The 21,506-nt window shown below is 46.0% G+C and carries 24 protein-coding genes; 11 read left to right on the forward strand and 13 right to left on the reverse strand.

All coding sequences use genetic code 11. The features are described 5' to 3' along the window. The first annotated feature begins 37 nt into the window (after nucleotides 1-37). Together MJO57_RS32400 and MJO57_RS32405 are read left to right on the forward strand one after the other, a co-directional pair. Entirely contained in the window at nucleotides 38-526 is a 489-nt protein-coding gene (locus MJO57_RS32400; RefSeq protein WP_252018121.1) for a transposase, read from the forward strand. Continuing rightward, nucleotides 495-977 carry an IS1595 family transposase gene (locus tag MJO57_RS32405; protein WP_252026893.1) on the forward strand — a complete coding sequence of 161 codons (483 nt, stop codon included), beginning with the start codon at nucleotides 495-497 and terminating at the stop codon, nucleotides 975-977. Before MJO57_RS32400 ends, MJO57_RS32405 begins: the two co-directional genes overlap by 32 nt. Here the strand turns inward: MJO57_RS32405 and MJO57_RS32410 are convergent. From MJO57_RS32410 to polA, 4 genes are all read right to left on the reverse strand, one after another. Further along, entirely contained in the window at nucleotides 947-1,447 is a 501-nt protein-coding gene (locus tag MJO57_RS32410) for a hypothetical protein (protein WP_252021811.1), read from the reverse strand. The genes MJO57_RS32405 and MJO57_RS32410 overlap by 31 nt on opposite strands. Then, the gene (locus tag MJO57_RS32415; protein ID WP_252021813.1) at nucleotides 1,444-2,097 is read right to left on the reverse strand and encodes a hypothetical protein; all 654 of its coding nucleotides are present in this window, start codon (nucleotides 2,095-2,097) and stop codon (nucleotides 1,444-1,446) included. The genes MJO57_RS32410 and MJO57_RS32415 overlap by 4 nt, the downstream gene beginning before the upstream one ends. 246 nt (nucleotides 2,098-2,343) lie before the next feature. Beyond that, on the reverse strand, nucleotides 2,344-3,861 hold the full coding sequence (locus tag MJO57_RS32420) for an IS1182 family transposase (protein ID WP_252021814.1): 1,518 nt from the start codon (nucleotides 3,859-3,861) through the stop codon (nucleotides 2,344-2,346). A gap of 71 nt (nucleotides 3,862-3,932) precedes the next feature. Beyond that, nucleotides 3,933-6,677 carry a DNA polymerase I gene (gene polA / locus MJO57_RS32425; protein ID WP_252021816.1) on the reverse strand — a complete coding sequence of 915 codons (2,745 nt, stop codon included), beginning with the start codon at nucleotides 6,675-6,677 and terminating at the stop codon, nucleotides 3,933-3,935. A gap of 93 nt (nucleotides 6,678-6,770) precedes the next feature. On the opposite strand from polA, the gene MJO57_RS32430 reads away from it, so the two are divergent. Both MJO57_RS32430 and MJO57_RS32435 read left to right on the forward strand, forming a co-directional pair. Further along, complete coding sequence (locus MJO57_RS32430) at nucleotides 6,771-7,196, forward strand: DUF2782 domain-containing protein (RefSeq protein WP_252021818.1); 426 nt, start codon at nucleotides 6,771-6,773, stop codon at nucleotides 7,194-7,196. 45 nt (nucleotides 7,197-7,241) lie between these two features. Then, on the forward strand, nucleotides 7,242-8,231 hold the full coding sequence (locus MJO57_RS32435; protein WP_252021820.1) for a homoserine kinase: 990 nt from the start codon (nucleotides 7,242-7,244) through the stop codon (nucleotides 8,229-8,231). Here MJO57_RS32435 and MJO57_RS32440 read toward each other — a convergent pair whose 3' ends face one another. Then, nucleotides 8,232-8,489, reverse strand: a complete 258-nt coding sequence (locus MJO57_RS32440; RefSeq protein WP_252021821.1) for a hypothetical protein — start codon at nucleotides 8,487-8,489, stop codon at nucleotides 8,232-8,234. It abuts the gene before it with no gap. 41 nt (nucleotides 8,490-8,530) lie between these two features. Further along, on the reverse strand, nucleotides 8,531-9,802 hold the full coding sequence (locus MJO57_RS32445) for a hypothetical protein (protein ID WP_252021823.1): 1,272 nt from the start codon (nucleotides 9,800-9,802) through the stop codon (nucleotides 8,531-8,533). A gap of 164 nt (nucleotides 9,803-9,966) precedes the next feature. On the opposite strand from MJO57_RS32445, the gene MJO57_RS32450 reads away from it, so the two are divergent. From MJO57_RS32450 to MJO57_RS32475, 6 genes are all read left to right on the forward strand, one after another. Next, nucleotides 9,967-10,152, forward strand: coding sequence for a hypothetical protein (locus MJO57_RS32450; protein ID WP_252021825.1), 186 nt, complete (start codon nucleotides 9,967-9,969; stop codon nucleotides 10,150-10,152). Nucleotides 10,153-10,496: 344 nt separating this feature from the next. Next, nucleotides 10,497-10,994, forward strand: a complete 498-nt coding sequence (locus MJO57_RS32455) for a Fur family transcriptional regulator (protein ID WP_252021827.1) — start codon at nucleotides 10,497-10,499, stop codon at nucleotides 10,992-10,994. After that, nucleotides 10,991-11,764: a zinc ABC transporter ATP-binding protein ZnuC gene (znuC, locus tag MJO57_RS32460; RefSeq protein ID WP_252021829.1), complete on the forward strand. Its 774-nt coding sequence runs from the start codon at nucleotides 10,991-10,993 to the stop codon at nucleotides 11,762-11,764. The genes MJO57_RS32455 and znuC overlap by 4 nt, the downstream gene beginning before the upstream one ends. Continuing rightward, nucleotides 11,764-12,546, forward strand: a complete 783-nt coding sequence (znuB, locus tag MJO57_RS32465) for a zinc ABC transporter permease subunit ZnuB (protein WP_252027155.1) — start codon at nucleotides 11,764-11,766, stop codon at nucleotides 12,544-12,546. The genes znuC and znuB overlap by 1 nt, the downstream gene beginning before the upstream one ends. Before the next feature lie 162 nt (nucleotides 12,547-12,708). Then, the gene (locus MJO57_RS32470) at nucleotides 12,709-13,929 is read left to right on the forward strand and encodes a hypothetical protein (protein WP_252021831.1); all 1,221 of its coding nucleotides are present in this window, start codon (nucleotides 12,709-12,711) and stop codon (nucleotides 13,927-13,929) included. A 132-nt stretch (nucleotides 13,930-14,061) separates the two neighbouring features. Further along, a complete protein-coding gene (locus tag MJO57_RS32475; RefSeq protein ID WP_252017304.1) occupies nucleotides 14,062-15,399 on the forward strand; it encodes a transposase in 1,338 nt (445 codons plus the stop codon). Between the two features lie 112 nt (nucleotides 15,400-15,511). On the opposite strand, the gene MJO57_RS32480 is transcribed toward MJO57_RS32475, so the two are convergent. From MJO57_RS32480 to MJO57_RS32500, 5 genes are all read right to left on the reverse strand, one after another. Next, a complete protein-coding gene (locus tag MJO57_RS32480) occupies nucleotides 15,512-16,147 on the reverse strand; it encodes an SCO family protein (RefSeq protein ID WP_252021833.1) in 636 nt (211 codons plus the stop codon). Between the two features lie 33 nt (nucleotides 16,148-16,180). Beyond that, nucleotides 16,181-17,083 carry a heme o synthase gene (cyoE, locus tag MJO57_RS32485; RefSeq protein WP_252021835.1) on the reverse strand — a complete coding sequence of 301 codons (903 nt, stop codon included), beginning with the start codon at nucleotides 17,081-17,083 and terminating at the stop codon, nucleotides 16,181-16,183. Next, nucleotides 17,080-18,141, reverse strand: coding sequence for a heme A synthase (locus MJO57_RS32490; RefSeq protein WP_252021837.1), 1,062 nt, complete (start codon nucleotides 18,139-18,141; stop codon nucleotides 17,080-17,082). The genes cyoE and MJO57_RS32490 overlap by 4 nt, the downstream gene beginning before the upstream one ends. A 73-nt stretch (nucleotides 18,142-18,214) precedes the next feature. Next, nucleotides 18,215-18,799 (reverse strand): hypothetical protein, encoded by a 585-nt coding sequence (locus MJO57_RS32495; protein WP_252021838.1) that lies wholly within the window; start codon nucleotides 18,797-18,799, stop codon nucleotides 18,215-18,217. Between the two features lie 120 nt (nucleotides 18,800-18,919). Continuing rightward, complete coding sequence (locus MJO57_RS32500) at nucleotides 18,920-19,603, reverse strand: SURF1 family protein (RefSeq protein WP_252021839.1); 684 nt, start codon at nucleotides 19,601-19,603, stop codon at nucleotides 18,920-18,922. 123 nt (nucleotides 19,604-19,726) lie between these two features. Between MJO57_RS32500 and MJO57_RS32505 the strand changes: the two genes are divergently transcribed. Then, a complete protein-coding gene (locus tag MJO57_RS32505) occupies nucleotides 19,727-19,942 on the forward strand; it encodes a DUF2909 domain-containing protein (RefSeq protein WP_252021840.1) in 216 nt (71 codons plus the stop codon). A 10-nt stretch (nucleotides 19,943-19,952) separates the two neighbouring features. Here the strand turns inward: MJO57_RS32505 and MJO57_RS32510 are convergent, their stop codons facing one another. Both MJO57_RS32510 and MJO57_RS32515 read right to left on the reverse strand, forming a co-directional pair. Beyond that, nucleotides 19,953-20,843, reverse strand: coding sequence for a cytochrome c oxidase subunit 3 (locus MJO57_RS32510; RefSeq protein ID WP_252021841.1), 891 nt, complete (start codon nucleotides 20,841-20,843; stop codon nucleotides 19,953-19,955). 94 nt (nucleotides 20,844-20,937) lie between these two features. Further along, the gene (locus MJO57_RS32515) at nucleotides 20,938-21,504 is read right to left on the reverse strand and encodes a cytochrome c oxidase assembly protein (protein WP_252021842.1); all 567 of its coding nucleotides are present in this window, start codon (nucleotides 21,502-21,504) and stop codon (nucleotides 20,938-20,940) included. Nucleotides 21,505-21,506: the final 2 nt, after the last annotated feature.

Genomic DNA, 21,506 nt, shown 5'->3' on the forward strand with positions numbered 1-21,506 from the left:
CCTTGGTGGATATAATTAGCCATCGCCAGCATTGACCATGAATATAGGCCGAATCTCAGATCTCATCAGTAATGACACCTGCTTTGAGATGATCCGTGAGAACCGCTGGCCAGATGGCACTGTTCTCTGTCCGCACTGTGATTCTGAGAATGTCAAAAAGAATGGACACGACAATGTGCAGGTAGAGTGCCAGCACTATTACTGTAAGTCCTGTAAGCGCTACTTCGATGACCTGACAAATACGGTTTTCGCAGGACACCACCGACCACTCAAAGTCTGGATTGCCTGTCTCTATTTAATGGGGCTGAACGTCTCCAACAGCCAGATAGCTCAGGAACTTGATCTGTGTGTCAGTGATGCACACCATATGACCACAGTCTTACGAAATGGTGTTGTTGACCGAAAGCCTGAAGTGATTCTTGATGGCGAAGTTGAATTCGACGAGGTCTACATTGTAGCTGGTCACAAGGGACACCCTGAAGCATTAAAAAAATCTGGATCGTCCACCGAGAAAAAGAAGGCTTAAAGGCGCTCCGGGCCGTGGGACTCTTGAAAAAGACAAACCGCCGGTATTGGGAATGATTCAAAGGGGAGGTCAGGTCATTATCAACATGCTGTCGAACGTTAAGAAGGCGACAATCGAACCATTTATCAAGAAACACGTAGCCCCACAGAGCCAGATTTATACCGATGAATACAACATCTATGATGACCTTGAAAGCTGGGGCTTCAGACATAAAACGGTCTGTCACGGCAAAGGTGAGTATGCTCGTGATGATGACAAAGACGGTATTTACGAGGTGCATGTTAATACTATGGAGGGGTTTTGGTCACTTCTACGCTCGTGGCTAAGGCCTCACAGGGGAATATCCCAAGAGGCTTTACCCCTTTACCTTGGCTTTTTTGAGTTTTTGCATAATATTGGCCGAAGAGGCAAAAGTCTTCTTCAGCCCTTAGTCAACTTGCTGGTTACATAGCAGTCTGGAATTGGAAAAGAGCCTTCCAAATTAGCGCGACACGCGTATCCGCCGTCACCGCTTGTCTGGCGAGGTACACGACCATAAATTTCTTTTTGTCTTTCCATCATCGGAATGAATTGGTCCGAATCCGCTGGGTTACCTTCCTCAATAACCAGGTCCAGGATCAATCGACTTTTTCCCTGAACCAGGTTCAGTTTATGGCCATACTGTACTTGCCGCCTGTCTTTTACGATGATATCCGTATGGGGTTCATACAGGCTAACCACTTTTTCCTGGGCTGGCACCTTTTCACCCTTAAAGACCCTGCGCTCTGTCTGGGAGACTATTGCATCCACCAGGGGTAACAGGTGATCCACATCGGCCTGCCACTTGTCGGCATCATCAGCCAGGAGACACTGCCCCTGCTGACGGGCGTTTGCTAGCGTGACAGTAGCTTCGATAAGTACCTTCCGGGATTTTCGGGTCAACTGCAGCAGTTTTTATAATGCTGATGCCGCTCTTCTTTGCCAGCGTAGATGCATTTTCTGGCCGCATCTTTTACGGCTCGGTTGTGATGGGTATATTCATAAAGCGGTGTCGCTGTCAGTGTTTGTCCCCGTTCCAGCAGCCGACAAATTTTTTTAACGGAACTGGCTAAAAGATCACTGTCGCAAGGAGGTTTGATATCCGATTCGGTGACTGTGCTGTCAATAGCCACAGTGCGCCCTTTTTCAATACCCTGATCTTTAGCGGTCATTAGCTGACAGTTATTAATCCGTTCCCATGTAGATGCAGTAAGAAGGCTGATGAGCCCATGCAAACTGGAGCGACTGGGGCGCTGGTTTGGTTCGAGGCGACAAAAGTCTCGAAAGAGCATGGAGTCCATCAAAACAAACGACAAGTAGTCATAATCACAATTCAAATACTGTTTCAGGAGTGCCGCACGAAGAACGGATTCTGCTGATAGTCCGTTCCGCCCAGTGTTCTGTTTATCACCAGAACTTAAGTCCTCATAAATCCAGTCATTGAACTGTGGATGGGCGTCAAGCCATTGCGAGATACCGGAAAGCTGGGAGCAGATTTCATGAGGTACGTAATGGAGTTCCATACTACACTGCGGGTTGCGTTTTTTGCGCATTTGGAGTCCTCTGTTTTTGGCAATCCCTTATGTTTCTTGCTCTTGGGAAGTTTAGTCGCCAGATAGCAGTAGGGCTCCACTTAATTTTTCAGGATAAAATCTACAGTTTTCAATTGGTTGTGTTTTTGGACGAGAACTAGCTATTGAAAAAACGAAAGCTTCAGCATTTTCTTGGCTGATCAAATATTGACCTAAATTTAGCCTGTTTTGGGGTAAAAATTGCGTTTTTTACCCTTTTGCTTGCCTTTATGCTGCCATTTTAAGCCTTTTTGCTTCTTCAAGACGGATTGATCCCGTTGAAACCGATTTGACAATTTTTTTGAAATTATAAGCACTGCAGACCAGTGAAAATTCTCCAGCCACTTTTTCCTTACTCCGGACACTGAACCCTCTGAATCCTGAGTTCTTGATTTGGCCAAAAGGCGGTTCCGCAATCACCTTGCGACGCTCATAAACCGCTTTGGCCTCTTTGGTTTCCATTTTGCGGTTCATCGCCTGGCGTATGGCTTCGTGGCGGTCTGTGCGAATCACTTTCCCCGGGTCTTTGTTGTCACCACTGCACCTTTTACGTAACGGGCAATCCCGGCAGATATCTTTACTGACGCGGTAGCTTTTGTGTTTTGCTTTGCTAGCCGTGTTATAAATCAGCTTCTCACCGGCAGGGCAGGTAAAGCTGTCGTCTGCTTCATGGTAAATAAAATCCGCTTTGACAAACTTTCTGTCAGAGTCTTCCAGTCCCTCTGTTGCAGGCTTCTCCTGTCGATCCGTAGCCATGTAAGCGTCAATGTTCGCATCATCAAACGCTTGCAGGTTGGGCCCTGAGTAATAGCCATTATCCTCACTCATTTTGCCAATGGACGCGTTATCTGTTGCTTCTGCAATGGCTTCAAGTGCAGGCTTTACTTCCTGCTTGTCATTGGCATGCTGGCTGATGTGCTGGCCAACAATGATACCATTATCGCTGTCGACGCTGATCTGGGCGTTATAACTGTACTGATAGCCACTGCCTTTTTTACCCATGATCCTGGCATCATGATCAGCAAAGCTGATTTGCTTTTTGTCGTCTATCGGCTTATCGGGATTCAGGGCCTGTTCCCGTTCTTCAAGCGCTTTTTTGGCCTCCTGGATTTTCTCTAACCGTTCCTGCTTGAATTGCAAGTCTTCAGGAATGCTGTAGCCAGTCTCCTGCTGATAAGCATCGTCCTCTTCACTGTCACTGGTTTCGGCTTTTTTAATCAGGGCCTCAACTTCAGCCATTAATTCAGCTTCTTTGGCCTTAAGTCGTGCGTAGCTCATGGCCTTATGCTTTGATGAGTCGGCTTTGAATTTGGAACCATCAAGAGCGATGTGGCCCAGCGAGGCCATCTGTAGTTCCCGGGCGAGCAGCACGCTCTGTTTGAAACTGCTTTTAAAAAAGGTGGCCTGGTTTTTACGAAAGTCACTGAGCACCCGGAAATTTGGGCAGTGCTGTTTGGCGATATACATGAAAGCCAAGTCCTGATTGCAGCGCCGTTCAATCTCCCTGGAGCTGAACACACCATGGCTATAGGCATAGATCAGGATCGATATAATCAGTCGTGGGTGGTAGGCATTCTGGCCAAGATGGTGATACTGCTTTTCCACTTCAGAGGTGTCGATATGCTTGAAGATATCTTCAAAAACGAAGCAATCATGATCTGGTGGCAGCAGGTCGAAGATGTTCGATGGGAACATCAGGTGCTGGTCAAAATCAGCAGGGTTATCTTTGAATTTGATTGATGACATCCGTTTCGGCAACAATAAAGTGGGCAGAAGATGCCTGATTATACTTAATCAGGCTATTCTCGGACAGCCTCCTAGTGAGCTTCATCCCAATTATCTCCAACTCCTGCTTCGACCAATAATGGAACACTGAGTTCTGTTGCATTAGCCATCTGTGCTTTCGTACCTTCAACAACGGCTTCAACGTCTCCATTGGCAACTTCAAGTACCAGTTCATCGTGAACCTGCATAATGACACGAGCATCAAGCCCCGACGCTTTCAGCCACTCATCAACCCTGATCATCGCCTTCTTGATAATATCCGCAGCAGTACCCTGCATAGGTGCATTGATCGCTGTCCGTTCAGCCCCCTGACGCCGCATACCATTTCTGGCATTGATTTCTGGCAGATATAGACGACGCCCAAATATTGTCTCTACATACCCCTTTTCCCGTGCAAAATTTTTGGTCGTTTCCATGTACTTTAAAACGCCAGGATAACGTTCGAAGTAAAGGTCGATATACTCTTGGGCAGATTTTCTGGATACCCCCAGCTGTTTCGCGAGCCCAAACGAGGACATGCCATAGATCAAGCCAAAGTTAATGGCTTTAGCACTTCGTCGCTGATCATTAGTTACATCATCAAGCGCCACGCCAAACACTTCAGCAGCCGTTGCCTTATGGATATCCAGCCCATGGGCAAAAGCATCCAGCAAGCCTTTATCGCCAGAGAGATGTGCCATGATTCTCAACTCAATCTGGGAGTAATCGGCAGCCACCAACTGGTATCCCTCCGGAGCAATAAACGCCTGTCGCACCCGACGGCCTTCCGGTGTTCGAATGGGAATATTCTGAAGGTTAGGATCAGAAGAAGAGAGTCTCCCCGTAGCTGTTACGGCCTGATGATAAGACGTATGAATACGTCCGGTCACCGCATTAATCATCAGCGGAAGTTTTTCGGTATAAGTGGACTTGAGCTTGCTTAAGCCCCGGTGTTCAAGGATTAGCCTGGGAAGTTCATAGTCCAGCGCAAGCTCCTGTAATACCTCTTCTGCGGTTGATGGCTGTCCCTTTGGCGTTTTCTTGATTACCGGAAGCTGCAGTTTTTCAAAGAGCAACTCCTGCAACTGCTTTGGTGACGATAGGTTAAATTCCTGTCCTGCCTGGTCATGTGCCGTTTTCTCCAGCTCCCTGAGACGTTGACCAATCTCCAGACTCTGCTGTTTAAGTAATACACCGTCGACCAGGGCTCCGTGGCGCTCAATACGTGAAAGAATATCCACCAGCGGCATTTCGATCTCTTGAAAAACTAGTGACAAAGTAGCTTCTGACTTCAGCTGCTCCCAGATAGCGTGGTGAAGGCGTAAAGTAATATCGGCATCTTCGGCCGCATAGGGGCCAGCTTTCTCAAGTTCAATCTGGTTAAACGTCAGTTGTTTAGCACCTTTCCCGGCAATATCTTCATATTTGATGGTTTTATAACCGAGGTAATGCTCTGCAAGGGCATCCATATTATGGCGGGTGGCTATTGAGTTCAGACAGTAGGACTCAAGCATGGTATCAAAAGCAGCACCCTTTATTTGAATATCATAGCGAGCCAGCACACTTTCGTCGTACTTAACGTTCTGACCGACTTTCTGCTTCATCGGGTCTTCCAGCAAAGGCTTAAGTTTTTCCAGCACCCAGCGTCTATCCAATTGGGCTGGCGCACCCAGATAGTCATGGGCAACGGGCACATAAGCTGCCTTGCCGGGCTCAACGGCAAATGAAACGCCCACCAGTTCAGCTACCATGTAATCCAGACTGGTGGTTTCTGTATCAAAAGCAAACAGGTCCGCCGATTCAAGCTGCGCTATCCAGTCAAGAAACTCTGTCTCCTCAGTAACCACCGAATACTCTCCGGTGGCTATTGATGCTTCCTTAGTTTCATGGCGATCTGAAGCAAGGCCCTCTTGCTCCAACTCTGCAATCAACGTCCTGAATTCGTACTCTTTAAACAGCGCTAACAGTTGCTCTTTATCAAGAGGCTGCATGGCCAGATTATCAATAGAAACCGGCAGCTCAACATCGGTCTTGATGGTGGCCAGCTGCCTCGATAACAACACAATATCCTGATGTTCGGTAAACTTCTCAGCAAAGTTCTTGCTTCCCCGGAACCCAAGCGCAGCCACCTCGTCCAATCGCCCGGCAATCTCATCAATGCCACCGATACCATTGAGCAAAGCCAATGCGGTTTTCTGACCAACACCAGGCATACCCGGGATGTTGTCGCTGCTGTCTCCCATCAATGCCAGATAATCAATAATCAAGTGAGCAGGAATACCAAACTTACTTTCAACGCCATTTTGATCAGTAAACAGGTTATTCATGGTATCAATCAGAGACACGTGCTCAGTCACCAGCTGGGCAATATCTTTATCGCCTGTGGAAATGATGGTATCGATTTTTTTCTCGGTCGCCTGTCTGGCCAGCGTACCAATGACATCATCCGCCTCAACGCCTTCAATCATTAACAGCGGCAGACCAAGAGCCCGGATAATTTGATGTATGGGTTCTATTTGTGAGCGCAAGTCATCGGGCATTGGCTTGCGGGTTGCCTTGTACTCACTGTACATCTCATGGCGGAAGTTCTTCCCTTTGGCATCAAAAATAACTGCAACATGGCTATCCTGATACTGTCGTATCAAACTGCGCAGCATATTGGTCATGACCCGGATTGCACCCGTCGGTCGACCATCCGCCGTTCGCAGATTGGCACGCTCGGATGCATGAAAAGCGCGGTAAAGGTAAGATGAGCCATCAACGAGTATGAGCGGAGGCGTATTGACTTGTTCTGACATGGATTATGGACTCACTTACGATTCTGGGTAACTGGGTATAAAATGCTTTCCAGCAGTTTAATGGTTTCCACCGTAATTATCATGAGGCTCCTGATGAAGCTTTTTATGAAGATGAAAGTTGCCATAAAAAGAGCGCCGTTGGGTCTGGCTTTCTTCCCCTTGTTGCTCGTTGGCTGTGCGACTCATAGTCCGGAGGGTTCAGAGCCGTCAACGGTCAGTTCCCACTCGTCCGGCAACCAGAAAGCCCTTGTATTTACCAATGAAGCCATTAAGAAAATTCCAAAGCACCTGCGCCCTGAAGCCCTGGAAAGCAGGGATGACACATCGGTAGTGATTCGTGCCGGTGATTCCAGAACCTATAAAGAGTACCGGGTTGGTGGCCAGCTTTATGCCATTCAGGTTATTCCTAAAATAGGTAAGCCGTATTACCTGATTGCCTCAGATAATGAAGGTAACCCGATTGATCCAACAAAACGAACCTTGCTAGTGCCCTCATGGACCATTTTTGAGTGGCACTGAGTAACTAAAGAACTATAGATCCAACCATCCTGAAAAAGGGACTTCATGTCTGTTTATACCCATTTAACACAACAGGATATCGAGCAACTTCTGACTCGTTATGATATTGGCAACTTGACGTCGTTCCAGGGTATCGAAAGCGGAGTTGAGAATACTAATTACTTCCTGGATATTGACGATCAGGGTCATCTACAGCGTTATGTGTTAACGCTCTTTGAGTACCTGCCAGCCGAGACATTGCCGTTTTTCATTAACTATACCGATGAACTTAACGCTTTCGGCTTGCCTGTGCCCAACCCAATTCGAGATAAGGATGGCGTTGCCCTTCAGTCAGTGAAAGAAAAACCGACCCTTATCGTGCATTGCTTTGCGGGGCAGCACCCTGACGCCAGAAACCTCTCTCTGGAACAATGTCAACAGATTGGGACGATGCTGGCAAAAATTCACATCGCAGGGCAAAAATCTTCCCTTTATCAGGAAAATCAGCGTGGACTTAACTGGCTAAACGACCAGCAAAAAAGACTTGTCACTTTACTCGATCAGGATAATGCCAGCTACATGACGGAGCAATGGCAAAGCCTGTCAAATGCGCTGAAAGCGTTTGATAAACTGCCAACAGGGCTTATCCATGGAGACCTGTTTCATAATAATGTACTTTTTGACCAGGGCAGAATCTCAGCCGTCATCGACTTCTATCAGGCCTGCAATGACTGGTTGATCTATGACCTGGCGGTTACTGTAAACGACTGGTGTATTATGGGTAATCTTGAGCTGAACCATCAGCGTGTAAAAGTACTAACGGGGGCCTATGCACAGGTTCGTTCTTTTACTGAAGAAGAAAGAAAAGCCTGGCCAATCATGTTGCGACTGGCCGCATTCCGTTTCTGGGTTTCCCGGCTGATTACTTTTGTATATCCGGAAACTCGAGCAGGCAATGAGCAGAAGGAAAACCTTCTGCGTCATTTTCTTGATCCAAATGAATTCAGGTATATGCTGAGAAAACGAACAGAAGTTATCCAAGCAGAATTATTTTAATTAGCCGTTATCCGCTGAATCACTATTTACGTTTTCTAGAGCCAGTTCATCAATCGATTCTTCAAAAATTATCAGATCGGTGATGGCTTTAATAATATTTCCCTCTAAGCCCAACGGTGCAGCTTTAATATCCAATGCCAATTCCCTTTCTCTCATTAAAAGATCTATTCTTTCTTCTTGACTGATAGTTGTCTCATTTCTAAGTTCAACTATTTTCAATAATTCCTGCTTTTTGTATCCCGGTTTTTTTAGTTCCACGTAACCACTACAAGTAACCTGATTGAGGAGGCTTCACGTCATCAATCATACACATTAATATTACCCATATTGCTTTTCGCTAATAGCTCTTGTCGCTCCCAGTCAACACGGGAATTTCCAACTCGAACACTTGTCTTCCCCATATTGCTTTTACCTTTTACTTTAACGAGCATACTGTCAATTTTTATATTAATATTTCCCATATTCGAATGAAGACTACCTCCAGACTTAACAACATAGCTATTCCTAGTAGAAATATCCCCCATATTTGTATGTAGCTTAAGGTTTCTATTAAATGATTCTGGAACCTTTATGCTTACTCCTTCGTCGCAATCTAGAGAAAGTAGATTACCGCTGAGTCTTGGCTGTTTAGATGATGTGATTGATACCTTTTCTTGCCCACCACAATCTTGACCTTCAATTGTAATATCCCCTATTCTGGTATGGACATCAATAAAAAGGACATCACCGGTTCTAAAATCATGCGTCCTGACAGGGTTACTTCGAGAAGCTTGAGCGGTATCTGTAATAGTTACGTTCCGACCAGATACTACCTGCCCATTTCGAACAACAATATTATCGCCTTGTATGCGCCTCCCATTGATAGTGATACCTCCGCTTCCCACGGAAATAGATCCGTTATATCCTATGTGATGGCTACCTCCAGAAATATTGGAGTATACAACACCAGAATCAGAATCAGATATTGACTCTCTTTGAGATCCAATAGTTACTACATTCCCGCTTGAAAAAACATTACCTAATCCCTGAATAAAGTGACCAGTTCCTCGAAAACCAGCACCCATTTCGTTTTGACTATGAGACTGAGAGGGGATACGACTATTAACTTGAGTAAAATTACTTCCCTGCGGGGCGTCATTATTTTGTTGCGATCCAGATTTAATCTGCGTTATCGCATCGTTCTGTTTTCGGCTTTTTTCTGCGTCTGTTTCGGTAGATTCTACATCATTAAAATGTTGTAAAAATATCTCTATTTGATTGTTTATTAGACGCCCTGCAACTTTTAAGTCCTCTTTAATAGAGCCGGTAAATGCGCTCCTATCAGATGGACATTTTTTTGGTGAAGGAAGAGACAAATAACACGATGCACATATAACCGACTCACAGCATCTAGTTTGCAGAGGCTTTTCATGCACATCAAAGCATATTTGACATTCAAAATCAGAAAGCGTCTTTAAAGCAATAGCTTTTACTGAACCATCATCAGTTGATGTAAGCATTTTCCGATTTCCATTTGATGATATATATTGCGTATCAATCAAGTTGGATTGGCTTGTACCTGTAATATTCATAATATCTCCTGGATAGCGGATATGAATTTAAGTTGATAAATAGTCATTTCATATACATTCCACAAAAAACATTCTGTGTGACTAATATTTTGATTATAATAACCAACAACATCTCCCGTTATTTATACGACACCTATTTTAACAGCGTCGGTGCGACTCAGGTATTGCTTGAACTTGTGAAAATCCCTATAAAAGCAGTCAAAAACAGTGCGGAGCAGAAAAAACAAATGACACTGAAAGCCACTAGCACCAAAGGTTCCAGCAAACGCCGGAAACTGCTGCATGAAGCAGTATACTTTGATTTTCCTTGTACCTGTAAACACCATCATTATCTTCGACAATTGATTTGAGTTGTGCCTTGCAATCTTCAAGAGACGTGAAATAGCTATCACTCAGCCACACTTTTATTTTTTCAAGCTCAGCTCTGGACTGGTCAGAGTATGTGGTAGGTTTTATATCAGCAAACTTTAAACATTTATACCAATAAACTCCTTAAAAATAATGTTATTTTTTGCCAACTTTGAGAAATCAACAACTTTGAGAAATCAAAATCCCTCAGACTGACTAATCAAACCTAAACGTTTTGACCGTAAAAATAGGAAAAAGTTTTGCTTGGTTATTCATTTATTTTCTGTAACTTTGAATTTTTTTTTAATGTTATATTATAACGTACGCCTGTTTATTTGATCTAATCATGTCTTGCCATAATCCATACAGAGAACATAACCATCAGCAATGTATCAAAGATGCTTTGAATAAAGCCCGTTTACTTTGTCGGAGCCGTAATATTCGCCTGACGCCCCTCAGAGAAAGGGTGCTAGAGCTGGTCTGGCAGAGCCACTGCCCGGTCGGGGCCTATGAAATACTGGCAGAGTTGACCCAGGGAGAATCAAAACCGGCTCAGCCCCCCACCGTCTACAGGGCGTTGGATTTTCTCCTGGAGCAAGGGCTGGTTCATCGCTTATCCTCCATCAATGCATACATTGGCTGCAGCCATCCGAACACTCCACATAACAGCTGCTTTCTCATCTGTACTCAATGCCGGACGACCATTGAAATCGAACACCCTGCCATTGAAAATGCCCTGAAAGACTGTGCCGATGACCACGGCTTTACCATTGCTGATACCTCAATAGAGTTGGCTGGTTTATGTACAAACTGCAGAACTAATGGAAGAATCAATAAGTTATGAGTCAACCATTAATTGAGTTGAGTAATATCCGGATGAGGTTCCAGAACAGAGACGTACTGACCGGGATCAATCTACAAGTTAATCCCGGTGAAATCGTTACGCTGATAGGTCCTAACGGTGCCGGTAAAACCACACTTGTACGTGTAGCTATTGGACTGCAGGAGCCTTCTTCAGGCCATCGGTCAATGAGAAAGGGGCTTCGCATTGGCTACATGCCACAAAAGGTCCATATTGACGACTCCATGCCGCTGACGGTCAATCGGTTCCTGAGCCTGACAGGCTGTCGGCTGGCAGCAGTTCATAATGTCCTTGGACGAACCGGGGTAGCCCATGTTCTTCAGTCTCCGCTGCAATCTCTGTCTGGTGGTGAGCTGCAAAGGGTCCTGTTGGCCCGGGCATTACTGCATAAACCACACCTTCTGGTGCTGGATGAACCCGTGCAGGGAGTTGATATTACAGGACAAAAGGAGCTTTATCAGCTGATCACAGATATTCGCAATGAGTCCAGAAACCTGGAGCACTGTGCTGTGCTGATGGTATCCCACGACCTTCACCTGGTCATGGCATCAACCGACAAAGTCATTTGTATTAATCAACACGTCTGCTGTTCTGGCCACCCGCACCAGGTTAAGCAACACCCGGCCTATCTCCGCCTTTTTGGTGGCGAATCGGATGAACTGGCGGTCTATACCCACCATCACGATCACCATCACGGGGTCGATGGGCATGTTCTTGAGCCACAAAGCACGGTATCTGAAGGAAAACAATGATGTCAGATATTCTCTTGTATGCCTTACTGGCAGGCTATGGCGTGGCTCTTCTGGCAGCACCACTGGGCTGTTTTGTGGTCTGGAGAAGAATGGCCTATTTCGGCGATACCCTCTCTCACTCAGCTCTGCTTGGCGTGTCACTGGGACTAATGCTGGATATTAATATCAATCTGGCCGTTATCATCAGTTCGCTCATGGTTGCTGCTATTCTGGTCAGTTTCCAGGAAAAACAGCGCATGGCTTCCGACACTCTGTTGGGAATCCTTGCCCACAGCTCTCTGTCCATTGGTCTGGTCGCTGTCAGCTTTGCGGATAATGTTCGGGTAGATATGATGTCTTATCTGTTTGGGGATCTGCTTGCTACCGGCACTTCTGATCTTTACTGGATATATGGCGGTGGTGCCCTGGTTCTGGCTATGTTGGTATGGCTCTGGAAGCCACTGCTGTCCATGTCTGTCCATGCTGAACTGGCCCAGGTTGAGGGTATACCGGTCAGGAAACTCAGGATGACGCTAACGCTGTTAATGGCTCTGGTGATTGCCGTAGCCATGAAAATTGTCGGAGTCCTGCTGATCACCTCCCTGATGATTATTCCGGCCGCTACCGCCCAGCGTCTGGCACGTACCCCGGAACAAATGGTTGTTTTTTCAGCACTGCTTGGAATCCTTGGCGTTTCCGGAGGCTTAACCGCTTCATGGTATGTGGACACGCCAGCAGGCCCTTCTGTCGTTGTAGCCAGTTTTTCACTCTTTCTGATAACCCGGTTGATAAAAAGACAGTAAAAATAAAAGCCAGCATTAGCTGGCTTTAACATTAAAAAACAACATTTGATATTTATAAATATATAATATTAATAATAAAGTTGATTTCATGGCTATAGTTTATATAACATTTTTTCAAACACTAAAGTCTGATTGTTAATCCTAATTAATCATCAAGGGATATTGATCAAATTTAAAAAAGGGAGCAGCACAATGGATGGAGCAAATCAAACAACTTCGGCAGTAACAGTAAATACACCAGCAGATCAACCAAGATCCAGAAAGAAAAGAGATCTAAAAAGACCAGACACAAAATTTCATGGAAAAAATACAGAAAGTACTTCTGTAGCCAAGGAAATACCCGTGACTCCAAACCCGGTAACTCAAAACACCGCACCAAAAGGATCATTACGTGAAGTTAAGGCTGAAAGTGAAACTCGAGCAAGAAAGCAATTACCTCCAGTACCCTCTGCGCCGCCTCCTCCAATTGTCAAGCAGGGAACTCAACCACCTAAACCTAAGTCTGGTACCAGTGGGGTCAATTTAAACGACGCACTACTGGATCGATTTAAGGGTGGAACTGGCCTAGCAAAGGGCAAAAACACCACAGAGGCAATAGAAGCTGAAATAAGTAGAAAAAAGGCAGAAGCTATCAGGAATGAGTATTTGTTAACAACTAAAAATAACCCTAATAATCAACAAAGCAAAACGACTGGAAGCAAGCCTGATGGAACCGGGCATATAGCTTCAGGCAAGCCTTTGAATACCGTAACTCAATGGATGGAAGCAAATGATATCAACGATATGACCGTTGATGATTTTTTATCGGCAACCTATTGGGGTTGTACAGAATCCTATTTAAGAAATGAATTAAAAACAATTGCCCTCTCTGGTAAAACCTCAATTTCGGATGAACTTTTTGAATTTGCAAAAAAACAATATCAAAATAATCTTGGTCGAGCACCTGGCTGGATGACGTTCAATAACTTTAAACAGGAAAAGGTTAAAGGCTTCAAAATTGATGATGTAGCTGACGCATTTATTGCACAGAAAGTAGAGAACGTACGGGTAAAACTTGCCGAAAAAAAACAACCTTCCAAAGAGATGTTATGTAATCAATTAAGGAATGACTACGGTATCAAAGAGAGTGCGTCTGAATATATTATAAAAAATGATCTGTTGATTGATAGAGCATTTGAAGAGTTGGAAATACCGGAGTCAGATCGTCTTCAGATCGATGTATCCAATCCACAAAAATATTTTGACATTATGAAAGGAGCATTAACTAAGGGAAACCTTGAAAAAATGAAAGATGAGACCGCTATGGAAAGGATTGTTGAAATATTAAGAAAGAGAGGTGAAGATAATTTGGCAACCCAGGTACAGAATGCACTAAAAAGTTGAGTGCTCACCGTTGAAAGAAAGCAGATTAACCGGTCTGCTTTCTTTTATTCAATGGTCAACTACCTACTCGACTTTAGAGTTTTAAGAGCACAATAGTTCCGGCGCATAATCTGCTAAAAGCAACCATCCCCAATGACGAAATTCGAGATGGTTGCCATGCTCACTTCAGATCATCAAGTAATCCTCAGGGAGCTCGCTTCATATACAACCTTTCTTGCTGGAGCGCTATCATCAACTGCAGTACCAACGTTCTGCGAACTGCTGTTCGGTTGCATGCTTTCAGCCGACGGCTTTGTTACACAGGCGTTGTTAACAATTGATTTTCATTGTGTGTGGAGCAGCTACCACCACTGGCTATCTCAGGGCAAGTGGCAATGGAAGAACTTGGCACGCCACTTGATCCGTCTGGTCTGCTCCAAAGCTCCTGAGAATCAACCTGTGGTCCTGGGGCTTGATGACTGGGTAATCGAACGGTTTTCCGACAAAGCCCCTGCTTGTCGTACACATCATCAACACAGCAAGAAACGCAATCGGCCGACGTACATCTGGGGGCAGTGTTGGGTTTCCCTGGCCATCATATTTGAGCGGGCTGCAGATGAAGTATTTACCGCCATACCGGTGATCTCATTTCCGACACCAGCTTCAGGTAACACCAGCAAACTGAAAATTGCCGTGGCCATGCTCAGGGTGGTACGCAATGAAGTGAAGGATCGAGTGCTACGCCTGCTAACCGATTGCTGGTATATGAACTGGACACTGATAAAGCCAGCTCTGGAAATGAACATAGAAGTTGTTGGTCAGATACCTTCAAATCGGGCCCTCTATGCTTTGCCGCCAGCACCCACCGTAAAGAAGCGAGGGCGCCCAAAAAAGTACGGCATCAAGATGACGACAGAACAGGTTAAGAAACTGCCGGAAGAAAAAGCAACAGTATGGATGTACGGCAAATTTCGCAAAATACGTTATCGTACCCTGATCTGTCGCGCCAGATTCCTTAAAGGTCGTGAAGTACGCGTCGTCTGGAGTCGCTTTGAAAATGACAAAGGTCTGACCGAAAGCAGAATATTCATCTCGACCAATCCGGAACTTGAGGGACTGGAGGTGCTTCGTGCCTATTCCCGGAGATGGCCGGTAGAGCCAATGTTTCACCAACTCAAACATGCTTTTGGCTGTTGCCATTTATGGCAGCAGAAATTGCGAACACTGCTTCGATGGATGCATTTGAAAATGGCAGGCTATGCATTATTGCAGTTATTAACCGTTTGTAAAAATCAGGCATGTCTGAATATTTCTCGGATACCCTGGAGAAGCCCGGATACAACCACTGCAGGCATGATGAAAATTGCTCTTTCAGGAATTATTCCGAGGTTCTCTATTCGCAAGGGCTGGAACAGATATAAGCAAAAATATGAGTTCAATTTTCGCGATCTGATCGACCAGTTAATACCGGATAATTCAGAAGCAGCATAACTAAAGGCTTTTAGGCAAAAAACGGAAGTAATAACGAACTTGGAAAAACAGTTCACTGATTTCGGCTTGCTTCACTATAAAAAGCTGACCGAATTATCGTTTTATACAGACTCTAAAGTCGAGAACTACCTACTGAATTCATTATATTCATTAAGTTTGCCGGATTTAATGGTGGTCGTATGAAACCGTGATAATCCCCTTTCGGATTGATCAATACCAAATTTGCCCCATGATCCACCAGATAAAACTCATCCTCAGGATCAATCACCGGTGTGAACGGCACATTCATTTGGACTGCCAGATTATAAATATGGGTGATATCTCCCGTTAGTCCAACAAAGTCCTTATTAAAGTAGGGCACATAGCCTTTCAGTTTTTCAGGTGTGTCTCTTCGAGGGTCTACCGTCACCATGAAGTACTGCATCTCCTTGGCCAACTCAGGCGACTTTTCCTTGAGCAGTGAATCCAGTTTGTTTAACTGGCTCAGTGTTGCCGGGCAGATATCAGGGCAGAAGGTAAAACCGAAATAGATCAGACTCCAGCGTCCTTTAAGATTTTCCGCAGCAAATGGTTGGCCGTTATGGTCAACCAGCCCTTCGACGGTGAAAGCCCTGGGTGTTTCAAACACCACTGCTCCCATCTGCTGAAGCTGCTCTTTAGACAAAGCCGGCTTGTTCATAAACTTATTTGCCGTCAGTCCAAGCACTACGGCAACGGCTGCCAGTAAAATAGTGACTGTTTTCCTCACCGCCTTCCTCCTTTGTGTGTCCACAGTTACTCCTTACACCCAGAGATAGAATGAATAGTGGTCCACCAGCAACACTACAAATAGCAGCATCAAATAGGTAATTGAAAACTTGAACGTTTTGATGGCGGCATGAGGCCTGCTGTCACGAAGCAAAACAACTGACCAGAACAAGAAGCGGGCTCCCAGAATGGTTGCGCCGATCAGATAGATCACCCCGCTCATGCCGGTCAGGAACGGCAACATGGTGACCACAAACATAATAAGGGTATAGAGCAGAATATGAAGTTTGGTATAAGCCTCTCCATGGGTGACTGGCAGCATGGGAACATCTGCTTTGGCATACTCCTCTTTACGATGAATTGCCAGTGCCCAGAAGTGGGGGGGCGTCCAGGCAAAAATAATGAGTACCAGTAACAGGCCATGGCCTTCGAACTGTCCGGTGACAGCAGTCCAGCCAAGCAGGGGAGGGGCTGCACCAGCCAGTCCACCGATAACAATATTCTGTGGCGTTGCCCGTTTAAGAATCAGCGTATAAACCACGGCATAGCCCATCAGGGAGGCAAACGTTAACCCGGCCGTCAGGGGATTAACCAGCACAAACAGCATGGCCATGCCCAGCGAACCAATTATAAAGGCAAATATGACTGCCTGGAGTGGTTCAACCCGTCCGGTAGCCACAGGCCGCTTGTGGGTTCTTGCCATAACGGTGTCAATCTGGCGGTCAACCACATGATTAATCACCGCTGCTGCACCGGCACAAAGGGCAATCCCCAGATTACCGAAGAACAGAATATCCAGTGGCACCCAGCCAGGCGTCGCCAGATACATACCAATAACAGACGTTAAGATCATTAACGCAACGACCTTTGGCTTGGTCAGTTCAAGATAATCCCGCCAGTCAGCACTTCCTGCCGGTAATACATTACTTTGACTCATGCTCCGGCCCTCCTGCTGCCGCCGAATAAGAAGTAGTTATAGGCCACCAGGGATAACAATAACAATGCGCCACCCAGGTTATGGGCAACGGCAATACTCAAGGGCAAACTCCAGATGATATTGCTCAGGCCAAGTCCTACCTGAACCGTCAACATAATCATAATCAGCAGCATCAGTTGTCGAACCATTGACCCAACGGAGCCGCCCACCTTGAACGACACTCTAAGTGCAATAAGCATCTGTAACACCAGTAACATAATGATCAGCAGTGCTCCTATCCTATGAGCAAAATGTATGGCCGTCCTGGCTTCAGCGTGCAGCTGTCCTCCCAGATAATTCGGACCGATATCCTGTCCGACATCGAATCCCTCGGCAAAATTCATGGGGGGTAACCACTGCCCCTGACACATTGGCAAATCAGGACAGGCCAATGCTGCATAGTTAGAGCTGGTCCACCCACCGAGACTAATCTGGCCGATAACCACCAACAGACTCAATACCGCCAGCCCCTTCAGAAAGAAGAATGGTTTGTCCGGCACCTTTGCGCGATGCACTCCTGACAACCTCAACGTTAAGAGAAACAGTAGGCTGAAGGTAGCAAAACCTCCCAGCAAATGCGCAGTAACAACCTGAGGCCAAAGCTTAAGCGTCACAGTCCACATACCAAAAGCGGCTTGCAGGGTTATCAGTACCAGAATCAGAATGGGTAACTTGAAAGGTTGATCGGGCTCACGTCGGTTTTTGAATGCCTGAATGACAATCATCAATACCAGAAGCATCAAGGTACCGGCTACATAACGGTGGATCATCTCTGCCCAGCCTTTATCCACCTCAACAGGGGCATCCGGAAAGAGCGACTCGGCGTGAGCAATCTCCTGCTGAGTATCCGGCACAGTGAGAAAACCATAACAACCTGGCCAGTCAGGACACCCAAGCCCGGCATGCACCAACCGTGTGTAGGCACCCAGACCGACCACGATGCTTGCCAGCAGCGTAGCGATCACAGCCAGATAAAATCCCTTTTTCTTCATAACCGCTCCAGTTAGTTGACTACCCATTACCAACCCTGTTTTTAACCAAAAAATACCAATTTAATCGAAAAACAATTACCCAATAATCATTTAGTACCCATTAACCAATATTGGACGCTTTCAGCAGTTTTTTCAGATCATTCAGTAAATCACCACCAGATTGATCAACCCGGTACCCCATGATCAGATTACCCAGCGGATCGATGATAAAAATACGGTTATCAGGCCAATGCTTCAGACCAAGTGCTGTTTGCACATGGCTTTTATCCGCGTTCAACCAGTAAATTCCCGGATGCTCTGTTTCAAGTTCTGAGGAGGGCGCCGGTTTTTCTGGTGCAATGTAAAATCGGGTCACCCGATCAGACTCTTTCCCAAGCGCAATATGCACCTGACGTGTCTTATAGAGGCTTTCTACGCATGCTGACTCTTCACAACGGGTACTGCCAAATACCACAACTCGCCAGAGCCCCTCTGTCTCTGTCGCATCTACACTTTTTTTGCCATCCCGGAGATGCAATGCAGAGAACTGGGCTGGTGGTAACAAAAGCTCGCCTTTATTGGTCCGACCTTCAGGTATCCATACCCCGGAAAAATACATAATCCAGGCCATGCCCATGGCCATGGATGGGATCAGAATGACAAGGGCAAGCTGAAGCCGGTTTTTATTCTTCGTTATCTTTGTCATGATCACCTCACACGTTATGAATGTGCGCTTTGCTGTGAAAATACTCTTTGCTATGAAAGTGCTGCTCTTTCACAGGCTGCCGCTATTTTAATTGTCTGATTGAGCCACATTGATTTCGGCTCATGATAGTTTATTCCTGCCTGCACGAATCATCTGGAACCCGTACAGCAAAAGCAGTGCTAGCGCCATGGCAAACCATTGAAAGGCATAACCCAGGTGTTTCTCTGATTTCAGATTAATCACCATGGGGCGTATCTGTTCAACTCCCGGCTGACCTGCTCTGAGAACCATGAAAAAATCCGCTGTCTCGTGCTCGATGGCTTCAGATATTTTCAGCGAGTCAAACGCCTGGATACGTTTGGGCCAGCCCTCCTCCCAGACATCTTCTGCCAGCATAAACGGTTTACCCAAGGGCTTATACGCAAAACCGATCAGTACCAGATGCCCGGGATCAGTCACCACCTTTGGCAGAACTTCCCGATCACCAGCGACAATCCAACCCCTGTTGACCAACAACCACTCTCCCCCATCAGTCAGAAACGGCATGAACAGCTCATATCCGACCTCACCCTGATAAACCTGATTATCGAGCAGAAAGTATCGATCCCTATCAAACCGACCGCTCACCGTAAAAGGCAGGTACAAAGGATCGTTGTGGCGCTGTACTTGAGATAGTGAAAACGGATCAAGAGCATGCCTGGACTCATAAGCCTGCTCCAACATCAACTTCTGCTCGTAACGTGATAGTTGCCAGAACCCCAAAGCCACCAGCACTGGCAGCATGGCAATCACTAATAGGGTCAACTTCAATCTGAATCCAAACATCAAGTGAACCGTCTTTCTATGCTATCGTGTTCCGGAAAGTGTGGAAAAATCTGAGTTCATCTCAGAAGCTTGTCTTGTGGATAACTTTCTTGAGCCAGGAATATGTGGATAAAACTCGTCGTTATTATTCTTTTCTTCGCCGTGGTTATTAGTCTGGGTACCGGCTTTTATTTTTTGCTGACCGAGAAAAAGAGTTCGCCAAAACTACTGAATTCCCTGAAAGTGCGTATCGGACTGACCGTCTTGATTATGGTGATTATTGTTGCAGCCTGGCTTCATGGAGATATCCACAGCCAGGCGCCCTGGTTATATCGATAATGATTAATCGTTAAATCAGATAAACGAATATAAACAGTCCGACCCAGACCACGTCTACGAAATGCCAGTACCAGCTAGCTGCTTCAAAGGCAAAATGGTTATCCGCTTCAAAATGCCCCTGATAGACGCGCACCAGCATCACGGCCAGCATAATGGCTCCCAGAGTTACATGAGCACCGTGAAAACCGGTTAACAGGAAGAAGGTTGAGCCATAAATGCCAGCGCTGAGGGTCAAACCCAATTCGTTATACGCTTCAATATACTCTTCAACCTGGAAAAACAAGAATGCAGTACCAAGAATCAGCGTCATGATCAACCACAGTTTTATCTTGTAGCGATCGTTAGCTCGCAGTGCATGATGTGCCAGTGTCAGTGTGATACTGGAAGCAACCAGCAAAAGCGTGTTCAACAGGGGCAGGTGGAAAGGGTCAACTACATCCGCAGCCCCTACAAAAAGAGCGTTGTCCGGATTCACCATCAGTGGCCAGTCCGCAATAAAATCGGGCCAGAGCATCTCATGGGTCATAGCCCCTTCTCCCTCACCGGCCAACCAGGGGACGGCCAGAACCCGAACATAGAAAAGAGTTCCAAACAGTGCGGCGAAGAACATGACTTCTGAAAAAATAAACCAGAACATTCCCCAGCGGAATGTCCGATCCATTTGGGCACTGTAAAGCCCGGCACGGGACTCCTGGATAACATTGCCGAACCAGCCAAACAGCATCCAGGCCATAATCAATCCACCGGCGTAGAACACATAGTGTGAACTAGAATCCTTAACACCGGCAGACATGTCGTTCATCATCATGCCGGCCCCAAGAAGGGTCAGAAAAAGCCCAATAGATGCAATAATTGGCCATTTGCTCTGGGCCGGAACGTAGTAGGTACCTTCGGTAGCCATAATGCTTTTTCACCTCTCCTGATCTGACAGGGAGTACACCTATTCTCCCGAGCAATCCTCAAAAAAATGGTTCAAACAATTCAGTTCAAATAAGTCAGTTCATATGCGTTACATCAAACAACGTATAAGATAGCGTTAGCTTTTTTATATGCTTTGGCAGTTCCTGATCGACGATAATCCGCAGTGGCATGACCTTTTCTTCCCCAGCCTCCAATGTCTGGGTAGTAAAACAAAAACACTCAACCTTATGAAGAAAGTTAGTCGCCTCAAACGGTGTCACACTGGGGATTGCCTGACCCACCATTTTTTTATCCGTGGGGTTTTTTGCAACGAAGTTGAGTAATCCCGGCTCACCGGGATGAACCGTTACCTGCGGAGTGCTGGGAAAGAAGCCCCAGCTCATACCCGCATTCTTTGTGGCCACAAACTGTACCTTTATTTCACGACTGGTATCCACTTTGGCCTCAGCAGCCTTGTACAAATAGGGGTCAGGATCCGTCTTACCGTTAAGACCCGTCACCTGGCAGAACACGTTGTACAGTGGCACCATGGCAAAACCAAAAGCGAACATGCCACAGGCGACGAGTATTGAGCGAATGACAGTCCGACGGGTCGAACGTTCAATGGCCTCTGGTTTATCTTCTCTCTCCTGTTCGCTCATAC

Origin of the sequence: Endozoicomonas sp. SCSIO W0465, assembly GCF_023716865.1 — a bacterium.
Lineage (GTDB): Bacteria > Pseudomonadota > Gammaproteobacteria > Pseudomonadales > Endozoicomonadaceae > Endozoicomonas.

Excerpts from the sequence above, each read along its gene's own strand:
- MJO57_RS32400 (WP_252018121.1), top strand. The coding sequence starts at position 38 with ATGAATATAGGCCGAATCTCAGATCTCATCAGTAATGACACCTGCTTT.
- MJO57_RS32415 (WP_252021813.1), bottom strand. The coding sequence starts at position 2,097 with ATGCGCAAAAAACGCAACCCGCAGTGTAGTATGGAACTCCATTACGTA.
- MJO57_RS32420 (WP_252021814.1), bottom strand. The coding sequence starts at position 3,861 with ATGTCATCAATCAAATTCAAAGATAACCCTGCTGATTTTGACCAGCAC.
- polA (WP_252021816.1), bottom strand. The coding sequence starts at position 6,677 with ATGTCAGAACAAGTCAATACGCCTCCGCTCATACTCGTTGATGGCTCA.
- MJO57_RS32430 (WP_252021818.1), top strand. The coding sequence starts at position 6,771 with ATGAAGCTTTTTATGAAGATGAAAGTTGCCATAAAAAGAGCGCCGTTG.
- MJO57_RS32435 (WP_252021820.1), top strand. The coding sequence starts at position 7,242 with ATGTCTGTTTATACCCATTTAACACAACAGGATATCGAGCAACTTCTG.
- MJO57_RS32445 (WP_252021823.1), bottom strand. The coding sequence starts at position 9,802 with ATGAATATTACAGGTACAAGCCAATCCAACTTGATTGATACGCAATAT.
- MJO57_RS32455 (WP_252021827.1), top strand. The coding sequence starts at position 10,497 with ATGTCTTGCCATAATCCATACAGAGAACATAACCATCAGCAATGTATC.
- znuC (WP_252021829.1), top strand. The coding sequence starts at position 10,991 with ATGAGTCAACCATTAATTGAGTTGAGTAATATCCGGATGAGGTTCCAG.
- znuB (WP_252027155.1), top strand. The coding sequence starts at position 11,764 with ATGTCAGATATTCTCTTGTATGCCTTACTGGCAGGCTATGGCGTGGCT.
- MJO57_RS32475 (WP_252017304.1), top strand. The coding sequence starts at position 14,062 with ATGACGAAATTCGAGATGGTTGCCATGCTCACTTCAGATCATCAAGTA.
- cyoE (WP_252021835.1), bottom strand. The coding sequence starts at position 17,083 with ATGAGTCAAAGTAATGTATTACCGGCAGGAAGTGCTGACTGGCGGGAT.
- MJO57_RS32490 (WP_252021837.1), bottom strand. The coding sequence starts at position 18,141 with ATGGGTAGTCAACTAACTGGAGCGGTTATGAAGAAAAAGGGATTTTAT.
- MJO57_RS32495 (WP_252021838.1), bottom strand. The coding sequence starts at position 18,799 with ATGACAAAGATAACGAAGAATAAAAACCGGCTTCAGCTTGCCCTTGTC.
- MJO57_RS32505 (WP_252021840.1), top strand. The coding sequence starts at position 19,727 with ATGTGGATAAAACTCGTCGTTATTATTCTTTTCTTCGCCGTGGTTATT.
- MJO57_RS32510 (WP_252021841.1), bottom strand. The coding sequence starts at position 20,843 with ATGGCTACCGAAGGTACCTACTACGTTCCGGCCCAGAGCAAATGGCCA.
- MJO57_RS32515 (WP_252021842.1), bottom strand. The coding sequence starts at position 21,504 with ATGAGCGAACAGGAGAGAGAAGATAAACCAGAGGCCATTGAACGTTCG.